General features: G+C 73.2%; 16 protein-coding genes. 7 read left to right on the forward strand and 9 right to left on the reverse strand.

Translation table 11 applies throughout. The annotated features are described in order from the left end of the window. Positions 1-195: 195 nt before the first annotated feature. Positions 196-1,563, reverse strand: a complete 1,368-nt coding sequence (locus ABZ454_RS12735; protein ID WP_359537655.1) for a cytochrome P450 — start codon at positions 1,561-1,563, stop codon at positions 196-198. A 201-nt stretch (positions 1,564-1,764) separates the two neighbouring features. Between ABZ454_RS12735 and ABZ454_RS12740 the strand changes: the two genes are divergently transcribed. From ABZ454_RS12740 to ABZ454_RS12750, 3 genes are all read left to right on the forward strand, one after another. Beyond that, positions 1,765-2,334, forward strand: a complete 570-nt coding sequence (locus ABZ454_RS12740) for a TetR-like C-terminal domain-containing protein (RefSeq protein WP_356318490.1) — start codon at positions 1,765-1,767, stop codon at positions 2,332-2,334. Positions 2,335-2,399: 65 nt separating this feature from the next. After that, the gene (locus tag ABZ454_RS12745; RefSeq protein ID WP_359537656.1) at positions 2,400-3,587 is read left to right on the forward strand and encodes a GDSL-type esterase/lipase family protein; all 1,188 of its coding nucleotides are present in this window, start codon (positions 2,400-2,402) and stop codon (positions 3,585-3,587) included. Positions 3,588-3,679: 92 nt separating this feature from the next. Beyond that, complete coding sequence (locus ABZ454_RS12750; RefSeq protein WP_359537658.1) at positions 3,680-4,408, forward strand: GNAT family N-acetyltransferase; 729 nt, start codon at positions 3,680-3,682, stop codon at positions 4,406-4,408. A gap of 154 nt (positions 4,409-4,562) precedes the next feature. On the opposite strand, the gene ABZ454_RS12755 is transcribed toward ABZ454_RS12750, so the two are convergent. The 3 genes from ABZ454_RS12755 to xylB form a co-directional block, all read right to left on the reverse strand. Then, positions 4,563-5,387: a hypothetical protein gene (locus ABZ454_RS12755; protein WP_356318494.1), complete on the reverse strand. Its 825-nt coding sequence runs from the start codon at positions 5,385-5,387 to the stop codon at positions 4,563-4,565. Beyond that, complete coding sequence (locus tag ABZ454_RS12760; RefSeq protein WP_359537660.1) at positions 5,387-6,661, reverse strand: VWA domain-containing protein; 1,275 nt, start codon at positions 6,659-6,661, stop codon at positions 5,387-5,389. Before ABZ454_RS12760 ends, ABZ454_RS12755 begins: the two co-directional genes overlap by 1 nt. Before the next feature lie 147 nt (positions 6,662-6,808). Continuing rightward, positions 6,809-8,314, reverse strand: coding sequence for a xylulokinase (gene xylB / locus ABZ454_RS12765; RefSeq protein ID WP_359537662.1), 1,506 nt, complete (start codon positions 8,312-8,314; stop codon positions 6,809-6,811). Positions 8,315-8,571: 257 nt separating this feature from the next. Between xylB and xylA the strand changes: the two genes are divergently transcribed. Next, a complete protein-coding gene (xylA, locus tag ABZ454_RS12770; protein ID WP_356318500.1) occupies positions 8,572-9,741 on the forward strand; it encodes a xylose isomerase in 1,170 nt (389 codons plus the stop codon). A gap of 87 nt (positions 9,742-9,828) precedes the next feature. Here xylA and ABZ454_RS12775 read toward each other — a convergent pair whose 3' ends face one another. The 4 genes from ABZ454_RS12775 to ABZ454_RS12790 all read right to left on the reverse strand — a co-directional run bounded on the left by ABZ454_RS12775 (position 9,829) and on the right by ABZ454_RS12790 (position 13,018). After that, positions 9,829-11,073, reverse strand: a complete 1,245-nt coding sequence (locus ABZ454_RS12775; protein ID WP_356318502.1) for an ROK family protein — start codon at positions 11,071-11,073, stop codon at positions 9,829-9,831. A 106-nt stretch (positions 11,074-11,179) separates the two neighbouring features. After that, positions 11,180-11,827, reverse strand: a complete 648-nt coding sequence (locus ABZ454_RS12780; protein ID WP_359537664.1) for a DUF305 domain-containing protein — start codon at positions 11,825-11,827, stop codon at positions 11,180-11,182. After that, a complete protein-coding gene (locus tag ABZ454_RS12785) occupies positions 11,824-12,474 on the reverse strand; it encodes a DUF3105 domain-containing protein (protein ID WP_359537666.1) in 651 nt (216 codons plus the stop codon). Before ABZ454_RS12785 ends, ABZ454_RS12780 begins: the two co-directional genes overlap by 4 nt. A gap of 82 nt (positions 12,475-12,556) precedes the next feature. Next, positions 12,557-13,018 carry a hypothetical protein gene (locus tag ABZ454_RS12790; RefSeq protein ID WP_359537668.1) on the reverse strand — a complete coding sequence of 154 codons (462 nt, stop codon included), beginning with the start codon at positions 13,016-13,018 and terminating at the stop codon, positions 12,557-12,559. Between the two features lie 113 nt (positions 13,019-13,131). On the opposite strand from ABZ454_RS12790, the gene ABZ454_RS12795 reads away from it, so the two are divergent. Beyond that, positions 13,132-14,127, forward strand: coding sequence for a phospholipid scramblase-related protein (locus ABZ454_RS12795; RefSeq protein ID WP_359537670.1), 996 nt, complete (start codon positions 13,132-13,134; stop codon positions 14,125-14,127). Positions 14,128-14,296: 169 nt separating this feature from the next. Here ABZ454_RS12795 and ABZ454_RS12800 read toward each other — a convergent pair whose 3' ends face one another. Next, complete coding sequence (locus tag ABZ454_RS12800; RefSeq protein ID WP_359537672.1) at positions 14,297-15,061, reverse strand: VOC family protein; 765 nt, start codon at positions 15,059-15,061, stop codon at positions 14,297-14,299. Between the two features lie 137 nt (positions 15,062-15,198). Between ABZ454_RS12800 and ABZ454_RS12805 the strand changes: the two genes are divergently transcribed. Continuing rightward, positions 15,199-16,887, forward strand: a complete 1,689-nt coding sequence (locus tag ABZ454_RS12805) for an FUSC family protein (protein ID WP_359537674.1) — start codon at positions 15,199-15,201, stop codon at positions 16,885-16,887. Further along, complete coding sequence (locus ABZ454_RS12810) at positions 16,884-17,390, forward strand: MarR family transcriptional regulator (protein WP_356318516.1); 507 nt, start codon at positions 16,884-16,886, stop codon at positions 17,388-17,390. The genes ABZ454_RS12805 and ABZ454_RS12810 overlap by 4 nt, the downstream gene beginning before the upstream one ends. Positions 17,391-17,397: the final 7 nt, after the last annotated feature.

A 17,397-nucleotide genomic window follows, 5' to 3' on the forward strand; every position in this document is an offset into this window, starting at 1 on the left:
GTTCAGTATCTGTCGCTACGAACCGGGCATGCGTGCAAGTGGGCTGGCCGGCAAGTGGGGGAGCGGGCCACCGGGGTGGCGGGCGACCGGGCAAGTGAGCAACCCGGCAAGCGGGCCGGCGGGCAAGTGGGCGCCGGCGCCGAGTGCCCGCTGCCCGGCTGCGGCCACCCGCGCCGCACGGAGGCCGCACCGGAGCTACCGCGCCCGGACCGTGGCCATCACCTCGCGGTCGGGTTGCAGCGTCAGCGTCGGCACCGGGCCGACCGTGCCCGGATCGACGTCCAGCTCGAAACGGCGGGCGAGCACGGCCAGGATCAGCACCGCCTCGACCATCGCGAACCGGGTGCCCAGGCACACCCGGGGTCCCCCGCCGAACGGGAACCAGGCGTACTCCGCTATCTCGTCACCCGTCTCCGCGTCCCAGCGCTCCGGGCGGAACTCCTCCGGCTCGGGGAACCACCGCTCGTCCCGCTGGGTGGCCCACTGGCTGCTCCACACCCGGGTGCCTTCCGGAATCGGCAGGCCGCCGATCCGCGCCCCTTCCTTCGCGACCCCGGTGACCAGCCAGATCGTCGGGTACAGCCGGAGCGTCTCCTTGACCACCGCCTGCGCGTACGTGAGGTGCGCGTAGTCGTCGAACCCCGGTTCGCGGTCACCGAGCACCCGGTCCAGCTCCTCGGCCAGCGCGGCCCGCGCCCCGGGGTTGCGGGAGAGGAGGTACCAGGCCCACACCAGCGTCGAGCTCGTCGTCTCGTGGCCGCCGATGTACAGGGTGACCGTCTCGTCGCGGATCTCCCGGTCGTCGAGCCGCGTGCCCGTCTCGTCGACGGCGGTGAGCAGCCGGCTGAGCAGATCGGGGCGCTCGTCCCCGCCGTCACGGTGGCGGGCGACGACCCGGGCCACCTCGGCGTCGATGACCGCCGCGGCCTTCTTGATCCTGGCCCGCCCCGGGGTCGGCATCCAGTCGGGCAGCAGTGCGCCGATGCCCGCGAACTCCTTGCCGATCTCCGCCTGTGCCACGTCCATGGCCCGGCCCATCGCGTCGGCGTCGGCGGGCGTGTCGACGCCGAAGATCGTGCGGACGGCGATCTTCTGCGTCAGCGCGGCCATCTCCCGCTTCACGTCGATGCGTTCGCCGCCCGACCAGGTGTCGGCGAGCTCGACCGTGCTGCCCGCCATGGTCGCCGCGTACGACCGGACCTGCTTGGGCCGCACGGACGGCTGCACGAGCGAGCGCTTGCGCCGCCACTCGGTGCCGCGGGCCACCACGACGCCGTTGCCCATCACCGTACGGAAGGCGACGCCGAGCGCGGGCTGGTCGAAGGTGCGCTCCGTCTCGGTGAGCAGTTCGCCTATGAGCTCCGGATCGGCCACGAACACGCAGGGGTGGGGGCCGAAGCGCCACTGGACCAGGTCGCCGTGGGCGCGCAGGCGCTCGAAGAACGCCAGGGGGTTCTTCCCGAACTGCGGCATGTTGCCGAGGAAGGGCAGCCCTCTCGGGCCCGGGACGATCCGGTGGCCGCGCGGCCGTGCGTCGACGGCCGGGCCGTTCTCCGTGGACATGAAGGTCTCCGCTCTGACGGTCCGGCCGGCCGGGGGCGCGCCACCGGCCTTGTGGAGTAGGTGAGTTGTCGAGAGTAGCCGGGATGTGCCGCGGGCAGTGGGGCGGCCCGGCGGGGTGCCCGCCCGCTCCGCGTTCCTCCGCCACTTGCCTAAAGGTATTAGGCAGCCGCATGATGGTTGTAGGTGAAAGAGGAGGAACCCATGGTGCGTGCGGGGCTGACCGCGCAACGGCTGACCCGGGCGGGAGCGGAGCTGGCCGATGAGGTGGGATTCGAGCAGGTGACCGTGTCGGCACTCGCCCGGCGGTTCGACGTCAAGGTCGCCAGCCTGTACTCGCACGTGAAGAGCTCGCACGACCTCAGGACCCGGATCGCCCTGCTCGCCCTGGAGGAGCTCGCCGACCGCGGCGCGGCCGCACTGGCGGGCCGGGCCGGCAAGGATGCCCTGGGCGCCTTCGCGGACGTGTACCGCGACTACGCCCGTGAGCACCCCGGCCGTTACGCCGCGGCTCAGTACAGGCTCGACCCGGAGGCGGCCGCCGCCAGTGCCGGAGGCCGGCACGCGCAGATGACGCGGGCGATCCTGCGCGGCTACGACCTGAGCGAACCGGATCAGACGCACGCGGTCCGGCTGTTGGGCAGTGTCTTCCACGGCTACGTCAGCCTGGAGGCGCAGGGAGGGTTCAGCCACAGCGCCCCCGACTCGCAGGAATCCTGGTCACGGATCGTGGACGCCCTCGACGCCCTGCTGCGGAACTGGCCCGCACCCTGACCACGGCCCGAGCCGGCCGGCTGACACCCCACTTCTCGGACGTTCCGAGCAACAGGCGGAGAGACATGCACACCGAGTCCGAACCGATCATCACCCCGGTCACCGCCGCCCTCCTGCGTGGTGCGCTCGACCTGGAACACACCGCGCACGGGCTGCGCCCGCACCGACTGCCCGCGTGGGCCCGTGCCCAGTACGCCGACGGGCAGCTGGCCATGGCTCAGGCCCAGCCCTCCGGCGTCCGGCTGGCCTTCCGCACCCGCGCCACCACCATCGAACTGGACGCCCTGCGCACCAAGACGGCCTACGTGGGCGCACCGCCCCGGCCGGACGGCGTGTACGACCTGCTCGTCGACGGCCGTCCCGTCGGGCAGGCGGCCGTCACGGGCGGGAACGTCCACGTGGTGGACATGGCCACCGGATCCGCGGAGACCCGGCCGGGCCCGGTCGGCACCGTCCGGTTCCCGGTGCTGCCCGAGGGGGCCAAGGACGTCGAGATCTGGCTGCCGTACAACGAGAGCACCGAGCTCATCGCCCTGCGCACCGACGCCCCGGTCGAGCCCGCCCCGGACAGCGGCCGCAAGGTGTGGATGCACCACGGCAGTTCCATCAGCCACGGCTCCGAGGCGGCGGGCCCGGCGTCGACCTGGCCCGCACGCGCTGCCTCGCTCGGTGGCGTGGAACTGATCAACCTCGGTCTGGCCGGCAGCGCCCTGCTCGACCCGTTCACGGCCCGCGTCATGCGCGACACCCCCGTCGACCTGATCAGCGTCAAGATCGGCATCAATCTCGTCAATGCCGATGTGATGCGGCTGCGCGCCTTCGTCCCGGCGGTCCACGGCTTCCTCGACACCGTCCGGGAGGGGCACCCCACCACCCCCCTCCTGGTCGTCTCGCCCATCCTGTGCCCCATCCACGAGGACACTCCGGGCCCGAGCGCCCCCGACTTCAGCGGCCTCGGTGAGGGAAGGCTCCGGTTCGTGGCGGCGGGCGACCCCGCCGAACGCGCCGCCGGAAAGCTGACGCTCCAGGTCATCCGGGACGAGCTCAGCCGCCTCGTGGCGCAGCGCTCGGCCGACGACCCGAACCTGCATTACCTCGACGGGCGCGGCCTCTACGGTGAGGCGGACCACGCCGAACTCCCGCTCCCCGACCAGCTCCACCCGGACGCGGCCACGCACCGCCGCATGGGGGACCGATTCGCCGGCCTGGTGTTCACCGGAGACGGCCCGTTCGCCCCCGGCCGCGCCGCCTGAACGGCCGGTCCGGGTGCGGGGTCGGTGTCAGCCGGCGTCCGCCATCCGGAATACCGGGAGGAGAGCAGCACCGCCCGGGGGAGGATCGGGCCATGGAAACAGACCCCCTGATGGCACGGGCCCGCCTCCTGTGGGAGTCGCTCGCCGGCGTGCCCGTCTCGTTCGCGTCGGCCGGCGGTCCCACGGTGGTCACGGCACCCGCGTCGGCCCTGGCTCCACCGGGCTGGGTGGGCACCGTGCTGTTGGGCGACGCGGCCGTCGTCACCGCGCCCACGGAAGGCGTGGCGCACGCCGTCCGCCGCGCTTTGCGCGGTGTGCCGGCCCCGTCGCTCACCGACCCCGGGGCCTTGGCCCGGGTATGGCCGGTCGCCGAGGTGCTGGGGCCCGCCACGCTCGCCTATCTGGCTGTCGACGATTTCCGCCCCTCGCTCCGGGTCGCGGGTGAATGTGACCGGCTGCCGGCGGGGCATGAAGATCTGTTGCGGCTGCTCTCCTCGGTGAGCGAGGAGGATGCGGGCGAGTGCGGACTGGCGGAGATCACCTCGCCGGCGTTCGTCGTGCGGCACGGGCCCACCGTGGTCGCGGCTGCGGGATACCGGCACTGGCCGCACTCCACGGCCCACTTGTGCGTCCTGACCGCGCCCCCTGCGCGAGGCAGGGGGCTCGCCCGCGAGGTGGCGTCCGCCGCGACCGCGCACGCGCTCGCCTCCGGACAGCTGCCGCAGTGGCGGGCGAGGCCGGCGGAGTCACGCAGTGTCGCCAGGGCGTTGGGCTTCCGTGAGTTGGGCAGCCAGCTGAGTGTGCTGCCGGTTTCCGGCTGACCCTTGCGTGCGCACGGAGGTGAGCGCCGGCGCGGCCCTTCCGTGCGCGGGCGGCCTGCCCACCGGGGCGGCCGGTGGCGACCTGCGCGTGGCCGCTCGGGGCACGCGCGCCGCCGGGCGGGCCGGTCGACCGACCCGCCCGGCGGCGACGTCGTCAGACGCCCGGCGGGACCCGGGACGGGCGGCCGTTGCCGCGCGTCAGCGAGTAACCGAAGACGGCCGCGAACGAGGCCAGCACACCGCCGCCGATCGTCCACAGCCAGCGGCTGGTCCACCAGCCGGAGGACCAGCCGTCCTCCGGCTCGCCGGCGAGGGCCACCGGGGCCGCCGACGCGCCGTCGGCGGCCTGCTCGACCGAGGACACACCGGGTACCAGCGGCTCGGAGAGGCTGCCGTCGACATCCGCGGCGCCGCCCTGGTCGGCCGTCGTGACCTGGACCTCGGTCCGCACCGGCAGCCCGAGGTCGGCGTCCGGCAGGTCCACGACGGTGAGGCGTACGTAATAGCTGCCGGGCAGCGGGTCGTTGGCCCACGGCTCGGCCCAGGCCCTGACGGTGCGCAGCACGCAGGTCAGTTCGACCGTGGCGGCATCGGCCCCGGCCTTACCGGTCTGCCGCCCGTACATGCAGGCCTGGCGGCGGCGCAGCCCGTCGTACACATCGACCTGCCAGGTCGAGGCGCCGTGCCGGGTGGCGGACTCGGGGAGGGTGACCTTCGCCTTGACCGTGGCCCGCTGTCCGGCGTCGGCCGGGAAGACCCAGTACAGGTAGTCGCCGGTCGACGCCCCGGCGGTGGCGGTCTGGTCCTGCTGGATGGCCGTGGCGGTGCGGAAGGCGGTGCCCGCCTCCGTGGGGCCGGCCCCGTCGCCCGAGGCGCTCGGGCTCGGCGACGGGTCGTCCGCCACGGCGGCTCCCGCCCCGGTCAGCAGGGCGAGACCGGTCAGCAGCGCACCCGCGAGCACGCGTCTCGTACGGAACATCAGTGGGTCCTCCAGACGGCGAAGCGCCAGCGCGAGATCCAGCCGGTCAGCAGACCCGCGATCAGTCCGGTCAGGACGAGGACGCCCAGCAGCCACCAGCCGCGGCCGAGGCCGAACGCCGCGGGGTCGGCCGCCGCGTCGGGGGCGTCCACCAGGTCGATGGTCAGCTCGACCGGCATGCCGGGAGCGGTCTTCACCGAGGCGGGGGCGGAGAAGGAGTTGGAGACCTGGAGGCAGACGGTCTCCGCGGCCGGCTTGACGTCGCCGTCCGTGTCCTCATCGGGCTTCGGGTAGCGCAGCCCCGACGAGATCGCGTCGGTACGTCCGGTGCCGGACTCCGCACCTCTGACGATCTCCCGGCCGTGCACGGTCACCGCACGCAGCAGCATGCCGTAGTCGTTGTTGACGGCCCGGTCGGCGAACACGCTGACCGAGGCCCGCAGTTCCTGGCCGGGCAGCACGTCGACCCGGTACCAGCGGTGCTCGGCGAACTTCTCCCGGTCGGTGTAGAGACCCGGCTTGAGCTGCGGGGCGTCGGTGCAGCTGCCCGCGCCCTCGGTGGCGACCGGGGTCACGACGGGTTCGGCCGCCCGGTCCACCAACTGCTTGACGCGGCCGGAGAGTTCATCGGTGTGCTGGACGGCGGTGTACGTGCCGCCGGTGGCCTCCGCGATGCAGGTGAGCTGCTGGCGGATCTTCGCGTTCGGCACCAGGCCGAGGGTGTCGATGACCAGGTGGATGCCGCGCGCCGCGATGTCACGGGCGACCTCGCACGGGTCGAGCGGACCACAGGTGTCCTCGCCGTCGCTGATCAGCACGATCCGGCGGGTGGAGTCGCCCCCCTCCAGATCGTCGGCGGCTCCCAGCAGGGCCGGGCCGATCGGGGTCCAGCCGGTGGGCGCCAGCGTGGCGACCGCGGTCTTCGCCTCGGTGCGGTCCAGCGGGCCGACCGGGTAGAGCTGCTTGGTGTCCTTGCAGCCGACCTTGCGGTCGTCGCCCGGGTAGTCGGCGCCCAGGGTCCGGATGCCGAGCTGGACCTGCTCGGGCACCGCGTCCAGGACCTCGTTGAACGCCTGCTTCGCCGCGGTCATCCGGGACTGGCCGTCGATGTCGCGGGTCCGCATGGAGCCACTGACGTCGAGCACCAGCTCGACCTTGGGGGAGGCTTTGGTGGGGGTTTCATCGGCGGCGGCGGGGAGCACCGAGCCGAGCCCGGCGGTCAGGGTGGCGAGCAGAATGCCCACCCCGACCGTCAGCCTTCTTCTTATGATCATCGCCGGATAGTAGTGAACAACAGTTCGCTTGCCAAAACGGCCGCTGCCCGTCGCACGCGCTTGTGTGCGGCGTGCGACGGGACATGACAGCCGGTCAGCTTCTCCGGGCCGGCCCGCGGGCGGGGTGCGCCGTATCGGGGCGGGCTGTCAGCTCTGCCGGACGGCTCCGCCGCCCGTCGCGCCCAGCAGCGGCTTAGCCGCCCGTTCCAGCACCGAGCCGACCCGCTCCCAGGTGGCCACGTCCCTTTCGACCGCCTCCAGGCGCACCTCGTCACCCGTGTCCCAGCCGGCGGCGATCGCGACCGGGTCCGCACCCGTGGCCGCCGCGGCGGCCAGCGCGGCCGCGCCCAGGGCGACCAGTTCCCCGCTGGAGGGCACGGTCACCGGCCGTCCGGAGAGGCGGCGCACGGTCTCCACCCATACGCGCCCCTGCGCGCCGCCGCCGATCAGCAGGAGCGGCCGGTGCGCCACCTCGGGGTCGTCCGGGTCGAGCCCGCAGGCCCGCAGCAGTGCGTCGAGCGCCCGCAGCACGGTGACGACCGCGCCCTCGTAGGCGGCGCCCAGGAGTTGCTGCGGGGTGGTGTCGTGCCGCAGGCCGGTGAGGAGGCCGGCGGCGGTCGGCAGGTCGGGGGTGCGTTCGCCGTCCAGGTACGGGAGGAGTACGGCTTCGCCGCCCGGCGTCGCGTCGTTGCGGTCAAGGCCCAGCAGCGCCGCCACCTTGTCGACGGCGAGTGTGCAGTTGAGGGTGCAGGCCAGCGGCAGGTACGTGCCGTCCGCCGCGGCGAATCCGGCGAGAGCAGGGGAGGCCGGCCGGGCGCGGGAGGCGGTGAAGACCGTGCCCGAGGTGCCCAGGCTGAGGACCGGGTGGTCGAGGAGCCCCGCGCCGCCGAGCCCGAGGCCGACGGCGGCGCTCATGTTGTCACCGGTACCCGCGGCGACGGCGATTCCGGCGGGCAGGCCGAGCGCCTCGGCGGCCTCGGCCGTCAGTGAACCGGCGCGCGCCGCCCCGCTCGACGCCACCTCCGGCAGCAGCGCCGGGTCGATGGAGAGGAGTGCGAGGAGTTCCGGGTCGTAGGAGCCGGTGGCGGTGGAGTACCAGCAGGTGCCGGACGCGTCGCCCGGGTCGGTGACGGCGCGGCCGGAGAGCCGCTCGGTCAGGAAGTCGTGGGGGAGCCGGATCGCGGCGGTCGCGGCGGCGGTCCCGGGTTCGTTCTCCCGCAGCCACTGCCACTTCGACGCGGTCATGGAGGCCACCGGAACCGAACCGGTGCGGGCGGTCCAGGCGTCGGCTCCGCCCAGTGCGGCGGTCAGTGCGGCGGCCTGCGGGGCGGAGCGGGTGTCGTTCCACAGGAGCGCCGGACGCAGCGGGCGGCCCGCCGCGTCGAGGACGACCAGTCCGTGCTGCTGCCCTGCGACGGCGATCCCGGTGACGTCGGCGGCGGCGACGCCCGACTCCTTCAGTCCGGCGGCGACCGCGTCGCGCAGCGCCTGCCACCACACCTCGGGGTCCGTCTCGCGGGCCCCGCCCTCGCCGGTGACGACGTGCGGAGCGCGGCCGACGGCGAGCACGCGGCCGGTGGCGGCGTCGACGAACGCGGCCTTGGTGGACTGGGTGGAGCTGTCCACACCGATGACGACCTCATGCGACGGCATGGCTGACCTCATTCTCTGACTCAGGGGCTCCCGGGCTGCGGACCCTCGCACTGCGGGCTCCCACGCCGACGGGATTTGATCGTACAAGAAACAAATTACTCGACGGAGCCCGTGCGGAACAGGGGCCGCTCCGGATTTCCCCGGACGGGGGGTTACGTCGAGGGGGTGGTCCGTGCATGATTAGTCATGACAGTGAACAAATTGAGGTTCGGCCGCTCGACCGGCTGCGGACCCACGGCACCGAAGGCGGCTGGACCATGACGGAACGCTTCACCCCCACCCCGCAGGACAAGTTCACCTTCGGCCTCTGGACCGTGGGCTGGCAGGGGCGTGACCCCTTCGGGGACGCGACCCGCGAAGCGATCGACCCGGTCGACTCCGTCCAGCGCCTCGCGGAGCTCGGCGCGTACGGCGTGACGTTCCACGACGACGACCTGATCCCGTTCGGCTCGACGGACTCCGAGCGCGAAGGCATCGTGAAGCGGTTCCGGCAGTCGCTGGACGCGGCGGGACTCGTCGTGCCGATGGCGACGACGAACCTCTTCACCCACCCCGTCTTCAAGGACGGCGCCTTCACCGCCAACGACCGCGACGTCCGCCGCTACGCGCTGCGCAAGACGCTGCGCAACATCGACCTGGCCGTCGAGCTCGGCGCCACCACCTACGTCGCCTGGGGCGGCCGCGAGGGCTCCGAATCGGGTGCCGCCAAGGACATCCGCGTCGCGCTCGACCGCATGAAGGAGGCCTTCGACCTGCTGGGCGACTACGTCACGGAGCAGGGCTACGACCTCAAGTTCGCCATCGAGCCCAAGCCGAACGAGCCGCGCGGCGACATCCTCCTCCCGACCATCGGCCACGCCCTCGCCTTCATCGAGCGCCTGGAGCGCCCCGAGATGGTGGGCGTCAACCCGGAGGTCGGCCACGAGCAGATGGCCGGGCTGAACTTCGCGCACGGCATCGCGCAGGCGCTGTGGGCGGGCAAGCTCTTCCACATCGACCTCAACGGCCAGTCCGGCATCAAGTACGACCAGGACCTCCGCTTCGGCGCCGGCGACCTGCGCCAGGCCTTCTGGCTCGTCGACCTCCTGGAGAACTCGGACTACGCGGGCCCGCGTCACTTCGACTTCAAGCCGCCGCGTACCGAGGACTACGACGGCGTCTGGGCCTCGGCCGCGGGCTGCATGCGCAACTACCTGATCCTCAAGGAGCGCGCCGCCGCCTTCCGTGCCGACCCGGCGGTGCAGGAGGCGCTGCGCGCGTCCCGGCTGGACGAGCTGGCCCAGCGCACCGCCGAGGACGGCGTGGCGGGCCTGCTGGCCGACCGCTCGGCCTTCGAGGAGTTCGACGTGACCGCGGCCGCCGAGCGCGGCATGGCGTTCGAGGCGCTGGACCAGCTGGCGATGGACCACCTGCTCGGCGTCCGCTGACCCGGCGGGCCACGCGGCGGCGGTGACACGAGGGGGACGGACGCGCTCGGCGCGGCCGTCCCCCTCGTGGCCTGCCCCGCCGTTCGTTCAGACCCGTGCCCGGCCCGCGTACGCCACCGGGTCGGCCAGCACATCCGTCATCACCAGCGCCGCCGCACCCCGCGCCGCGTCACCCGCGACGGAGGAAGCGCGTAGCCGCGCGCTGCCTCCCGCCCACAGGCCTGACACCACCCGGTCCGTCAGCTCCTCGTCGGCCGAAGGAGCCAGCCACGGCATCAGGTTCCGGTAGATCCCGCCGAGCACCACCGCGTCCGGGTCCAGCAGGTTCACCGCCCCCGACAGGACCCGCCCGAGCTTCCGGCCCGCCTCGGCGACCGCGGCCACGGCCCGCTCGTCGCCGGCCCGGGTGCGCCGCTCCAGTTCCGCGACCCCGATTCCGCTGCCGGTCTCCTCGATGCCGGCCGCCCGCAGGAGCGCCGCCTGCCCGGCGTACTGCTCCAGGCAGCCGCGCGAGCCGCAGCGGCACTGCGGCCCGGCCGTGTCCACGACCACGTGCCCGATCTCGCCGGCGAAGCCGTGCGCACCGCGCAGCAGTTCGCCGTTGACGACCAGGGCGCCGCCGACACCGATCTCACCGGTCAGGTAGAGGAAGCTCCTGACCCGCCCCAGCCCGCCGAACCAGAGCTCGGCCAGCGCCGCGAGATTCGCCTCGTTCTCCGAGCTCACCGTCAGGGCCTCGTGGCCGGGGCGTTCGGCGGCCAGTGCGGCGGCGAACAGCTCCTCGGCGGGCACCTGGTTCCAGCCCAGGTTCGGGGCCTGGCGCACCGAGCCGCCGGAGACCAGACCGGGGAGCGCCAGAGCGACGCCGACCGGGAGCAGCTCCTGCTCGCGCGCGGACTCCAGGGTGCGCGCGGCGATCCTGGCCGCCCGTGCCAGCACCTCGGCAGGCGGGGCGCCCCGGTTGTCGAGGTGCTCGGTGAGGCGGACCCGGCCCGTCCCGGCCAGGTCGACGACGCACACCGAGACGTAGTCGATGTTGACCTCGACGCCGAGCCCGGCCGGCCCGGTGCGGGCCGTCTTGAGCGCGGTTCCGGGCCGGCCCGCCTGGCCGCTGAACGTCTTGCCGGACTCCGTGAGGAACCCGCTGTCGAGCAGCTGCTCGACGAGCGAGGACACGGCGGCCCGGGTCAGCCCCACCCGCGCGGCGACACCGGCCCGGGTCGCCTCGCCCTCGGCCTCGTCACGGACGGCCCGCAGCACGAGGCTCAGGTTGCTGCGCCGGACGGTGTCCTTGTCGGCCTTGGGTCCCAGCGGCGTGAGGTTGCTCTTCATATCGGGCCGAGCCTATGCGATCCCGTACGTCAGTACGGTCGCGGTGCGGACGGAGCCGGGCCCGGCCGGACCCCGCGCAGGGGTGCGGCCGGGGCCCGGAAGCGGATCAGGCCGTGGCCCCGCGCTCCTTGAGCATGTCCGCCATGAGCGCGATCTCCGACTGCTGGCCGAGCACCATGCCCGAGGCCAGGTTGCGGATCTCGTCGGTCCCCGCCGAGGCGGCGGCGGCCTGCGCCATGTCCGCCCCGGCCCGGTGATGCGCGGTCATCAGCTTCAGGAACCGCACCTCGGCGTCCCTGCCCTTCGCCGCCCGCAGGGCGTCGAGTTCGGCGTCGGTCGCCATGCCGGGCATCAGCGCACCGTCCCCGCGCGCGGTGACGCCATGGCCCATCCACGCCATGGGCGGTCCGGGGGAGCTCTTCGCCCGCCCCCACACCTCCAGCCAGCCCAGCATCATGCCGCGCTGGTTGGCCTGGGTGTTGATGATGTCGTAGGCGAGCCGGCGCACCGCCACGTCGGAGGTGCGGTCCCGGACGATGAACGACATCTCGACCGCCTGCTGATGGTGGACCGCCATGTCGCGCGCGAATCCGACATCGGCCGAGGCCTCGGCGGGAGCGGCCGTGGACGACACGGCGGCGGGGGCCGAGGAGGAGGGACGTACGAGCATCAGCACGACCAGACCGAGCGCGAGCAGCAGAACCGCCCCGCCGGCCAGCACCATCGGCCGGGACGCACGGGCCGCGGGCGTCACTTGGCGATCCCGCCGGAGCAGGCGGCGCCCGGCTCCGGGGTCTGCGGGCCCTGGACGTACTTCGTGAAGAACTGCGCGACGCGGGCATCGGCGGCGCTCTTCACGGCCAGCTGCTTGCCCCAGGCGCTGAGCACCAGCGGGGCGCCCTGGTCCTCCAGCGGGCTCATCAGGGAGTACGGGGTCGCCGAGACCTTCTCCTGGAGCTTCTTGACGTCGGCCGCACTCGCCTTGCTCGTGTACGTGACCCAGACGGCACCGTGCTCCAGTGAGTGGACGGCGTTCTCCTTCGGTATCTCCTCGGTGTAGACATCGGCGTCGCAGTTCATCCACACCGGGTTGTGGTCGCCGCCGACCGGCGGGTTCATGGGGTAGTCGACCTTCTTCTCGACATGGTTCTGCGTCAGCTTGTCCCAGCTCTTCTCCCCCTCGACGGGCGAGGACTTGGCCGCCGTCTCGGCCTTGTCCTGCTCGTCGGCGGCGTTCATCAGGTAGCCGCCGCCGACGACCAGGCCGGCCACGACGGCGACGGCCGCGGCGATCGTGATGACGCGGCTGCGGCGCTCGCGGATCCGCTCCTTGCGGCGGGCCTCGTCCAGCTTGGCGCGGCGGACGGCGGCAGGGGTGTTCTGCTTCTTGGCGGAGGCCATGGTGGGTCCTTCGGTTCGTGACACGGATGGATGGCGGGCACACGGAACCGCTCTCCGGACGGCCGGGAGCGGTCGCGGCCGGCTAGATCCGCTGAACCTGAATGCGCAGACGGTCGACGTCGGCCACGGCCTCGTTCGACGGGCCGCGGATGACGGCGCCGCCGGTGAGCGGTGCGGAGAGGAGAGGCGCGACGGCCGACGGGAGCGCCGCCGGAGCGGCTTGCCCGGGCAGCACGACCGGGGCGGAGTGCTCGGAGGCGCCGTGACAGGAATTCCCCTGGCCGCGGCTGTCCGGGGCGGCGGTCACCACGGCCCTCACCGCCAGGGCGGACGCGGACACCGCGGAGGCGGACCTGGGCCCCTCGGCTGCCCAGGCGGGCCCGGGTGCCGCAGCCGCCCAGGCGGGGCCCTGGTGCGCGGCGGCGGGCCGTCCGGACGCCAGGGAGCAGCACGGCACGAGGACGAGCAGGACGAACACCCAGCCGAGCACCACCGACGCACGGGCGCCCCGCTGCCGGTCCGTGCGTTCGCTCAGCCAGTTCATCGGGGTCATCGTACGCGTTGTGTGAACTTTCAATGAGTGAGGCCCTGGTCGGCGAACCTGTGGATCGCGGACGAAAGGGTTCCGCTCCCGGTGTGCCGGGATAGTGTGCCCCGGTGACAACGCACTCGAACATAGTTGCGGGCTGGTATCCGGATCCGCACGGCGCCCCGCAGTTGCTGCGCTACTGGGACGGCTCCCGGTGGACCGAGCACACCAATCCGGGCGGCGGGCAGCAGCAGCCGCAGGCTGCCGCGCAGGTCCCCGCCCAGGTGCCGCAGCAGCAGCCGTACCAGCAGCAGGCCCAGCCGCAGGTCGCCGCGCAGCAGCAGTACCAGCAGCAGGCCCAGCCGCAGGTCGCCGCGCAGCAGCAGTACCAGCAGCAGGCCCAGCCGCAGGCAGCCGTTCACCAGCAGCAGCACTACCAGCAGCAGGCGGCCGTTCACCAGCAGCAGCCGGCCGCCGTGCCGCAGCACGGGATGCCTCAGCAACATGGTGGCGCCCCGGGTGCGGGCACGCTCTTCAACCAGCAGGTCCTGGTCGTGAACCAGAAGGCCAAGCTGATCGAGGTGACGAACGAGTACAGCGTCTTCGACCAGCAGGGCAACACCGTCGGATCGGTCGTCCAGGTCGGCCAGAGCGCACTGCGCAAGGTGCTGCGCTTCCTGACCAGCATCGACCAGTACCTGACGCACCGGCTCGAGATCCGCGACGCGTACGGTCAGCCGCAGCTGCTGCTGACCCGTCCGGCGAAGTTCATCAAGTCCAAGGTCATCGTGCAGCGCCCCGACGGGCAGCCGGTCGGTGAGATCGTCCAGCAGAACGCCATCGGCAAGATCAACTTCGCGATCATGGTCGACGGTCAGCGGGTCGGCGCGATCAAGGCGGAGAACTGGCGGGCCTGGAACTTCGCGATCGTCGACCACAACGACGCCGAGATAGCCCGGATCACCAAGACCTGGGAAGGCCTCGCGAAGACGCTGTTCACCACGGCGGACAACTACGTGCTGCAGATCCACTACCAGCTGCCCGAGCCGCTGCTGAGCCTCGTCGTGGCGACGGCGCTGACCGTGGACACGGCCCTCAAGCAGGACGCCCGCGGCCTGGGCTGAGCCCGCGCCCGTACGCGGAAACCGCCCGTGTTCCCCAGCCGTCGTGTGGGGGAACACGGGCGGTTTCATGTGCTCGCCGGGTCGTACGGCCGGGCCCGCCGTCGGGCGACCCCGGCCGAGGGAATACCGATGCCGCTGCCGAACCTCCGGCCAGGCTGTCCGGTCGCGCCTACCCCGCGTCGGGCGCCTGGTAGATGCCGAACGCGGCGCCCTGAGGGTCGCGCACCACGGCGATCCTGCGGCCGCCCGCGATGTCCGTCGAAGGCATCAGCAGATCGCCGCCCCCGCTCTGCGCGGTGGCCGCCGTCGCGTCGACGTCCGCGACGGCGATGTACGCAAGCCAGTGCGGCGGCACGTCGGACGGGACGTTCTCGTCCATCGTCAGCAGACCGCCGAAGTCCTCTTCACCGATACCCCACTGCGGGTACGTGTCCGAGGCCTTGACCGTCCAGCCGAGGACGCCGGGGTAGAAGGCGAGCGCCGGTTCGCGCTCGGGCGTGACGAGCTCCGTCCAGCCCAGTGTGCCCGGTGCGTTGAACAGGTCGGCTCCCGCGAACGCGCGGCCCTGCCACAGCGAGAACACCGCACCGGACGGGTCCGCGAGGACGGCGAACCTGCCCTCCTCGAAGACGTCCATCGGGCCGGCCAGGAGGGAACCGCCCGCCGACGTCGCCCTCCGGGTCGCCGCGTCCGCGTCGTCGACGGCGAACGAGACCGTCCAGGCCGGAGGCTGCCCCGGCCGGTAGACGGGGCTGAGCGCCGCGACCCGATCGTCCCCCAGGTGCGCCATGGTGTAGCCGCCGGCCTCCTCGCGGGGGTCGGTCTCGCACCGCCAGCCGAAGAGGGCCGTGTAGAACGACTTCGCCGCCGGGAGGTCGGAGGTGCTCAGCTCGATCCAGCAGGGACCGCCGGGCACCGGTGCGGTGAGCTTCATTCGGAATCCTCCATGCGTGGGGGAACGCGCCAGGCTTCCTGGCCCAGCTGAACGCTATGACCGTGGGCCGGAGCGGGCCATCGGGGACGCCCACCCGCGAAGTCGTTTACGTGTGTAATACCTGCTAAAGTATTTGGGTGAGTAATACAAGCATCGGGTCCCGGCAGCCCTCCGTCCGCAGAATTCCGCTGGCGGCCCCGCTGCGCCTGGCCCGCCCCTCGGACATGTGGTTCAAGCCGGCGACCAGCGTGGTCGTGGCCACGGCCGTTCCCAATCTGGTGCTCTACTCCCTGGACCGCCTCGACCTCGTGATGTACACGATGGCCGGGTCCCTCTGTGCGCTGTACGGCCACAACCTCCCGTACGCCCGCCGCGCCCGGGCCGTCGCCGGAGTCGTCCTCGGGATGCTCGCCGGCCTGGCGGTCTCCCTGGTCGCGGCCTCGCTGACGGGTTCGACCGCGGTCCTGATCGCCGTCGGCGCACTCCTGGCCGCCGGGCAGAAGCTGCTCTGCGACGCCACCCGCATCGGGCCCCCCGGACCGGTGATCTTCACCTTCGTCAGCTCCGCCGCGCTGTTCGCCCCGCAGGAGACCGGCCAGGTGCCGGGCCACCTCGCTCTGACGCTCGGCGCCGGCGCGGTGTCCTGGCTCGTCACCATCGCCCCCGCCCTCGTCCGCAGGGAGGGGCCGGAGCGCCGCGCCACGGCCCGCGCCCTCAACGCCGCGGCCGCGTACACCGCCGAGCCGGGCCACCACACCCGCCGCGCCGCGGTCGCCGCCGTGCACGCGGCCTGGCAGACCCTCCTCGCCGCCGGGCCCCCCACCCCCGTACGCAGCGCACTGGAACGCCTCGTCGTCCACGCCGAGACCGCGCTCTCCGCGCCTGACGGGGGCACGGCCGCGGACACCGGAGCCGACGTGGCCCGGCTCCGCGACTGGGCCCGGCAGACCCGGTCCCGCGGCCCCGTCCCCACCCCGGCGCCCGCCCCCGGAACCGCCGCCGAACTCTTCGGCGTCGACGCCGAACGCGCCGCCCGGGGCGGGGCCGCGCGGTCCCTGCTGCACCGGCTCGCCCCCGGCTCCCCGCTGCTCCCGGTCGCGGCCCGCACACTCATCGGCTGCGCCCTGGCGGGGTACATCTGCTCGGCCGTCGGCGTCGGCCGCCCCTACTGGGCGATCGTGACCGCCGCCTCGCTCTACCAGGCCAACGTCACGCTGTCCTGGAACCGGACGCTGCAGCGCACCCTCGGCAACCTCCTCGGCGTCCTGGTCTTCGCCGCCGTGCTCCCGGTCGCCCGGATGGACCCCCTGGCCCTGATCGGCTTCTGCCTCTTCTTCGGTTTCGCCGCGGAGGCCCTGATCACCCGCAACTACTGGCTCGGCTCCGTGGCCGTCACCCCGATGGCACTGCTGGTCCTGGAGTACTCCGGCAGCCACCCGGCCGGTGAACTCGTCGGGGACCGGGTCCTGGACACCGTCATCGGCGCCGGCGTCGGCTTCCTCGCCGCGGTGCTCGTCACCAACCGCCGTGCCACCGGCCGCGTCGAGAAGGCCCTCGCCGACGCCGAGCGGGCCCGGGCCCACGCCGTACAGACCCTCGCGGCCCCCGCGACCACGCCCGCCGCCCTGGACGCGGCCCGCCGCAGGCTCACCGGATCCCTGGTCGAACTGCGCGAGGCGGACGACGCCGCGGCCGGCGAATGGTGGCAGCGCGCCCTGCCGCAGGAGGCGGTGCTCGCGGCCGAACAGGCGGGACACCGTACGCTCGCGGCGACAGCGACACGGCGGGGGATGATCGCCCCGGCCCAGGAGAACGGAGCGGTGTGACCGACGACATCGTCGCCTCGGTGGTACGGCAGTGGCAGGCCGTGAACCCGGAACTCGACACCGGGCCGATGGAACTCATCGGCCGCATCAACCGCTGCTCCGCCCTGCTCCAGCAGGCCGAGGACGCACCGCTGCGGGGCGCCGGACTGACACGCGCCGAGTTCGACCTGCTGGGCGCCGTGCGACGCACGAATCGTGAACTCACCCCGGGCGAACTGGCCCGGGAGACGTTCTCCTCCGGCGCCGCCGTCACGAAACGTCTCCGGGTCCTCCAGGAGCGCGGCCTGATCGACCGCCGCGGCGACGCCCGGGACCGCCGGGTCGCACACGTCCGCCTCACCGACGAGGGGCGGGCCCTGGTCGACGGACTGCTGCCGCAGCAGCTCGCGTACGAACGCGCGGTGCTCTCCGGCCTCGACGCGGAGTCCCGCGACCGGCTCAGCGCACAGCTCAGCGAGCTGCTGGTCCAGCTGGAGGGCCGCATCGGCGGCGGCCGGCGCTGACCGGGCC

The sequence above is a fragment of the Streptomyces sp. NPDC005803 genome, from assembly GCF_040630435.1.
Taxonomy (GTDB): Bacteria; Actinomycetota; Actinomycetes; order Streptomycetales; family Streptomycetaceae; genus Streptomyces.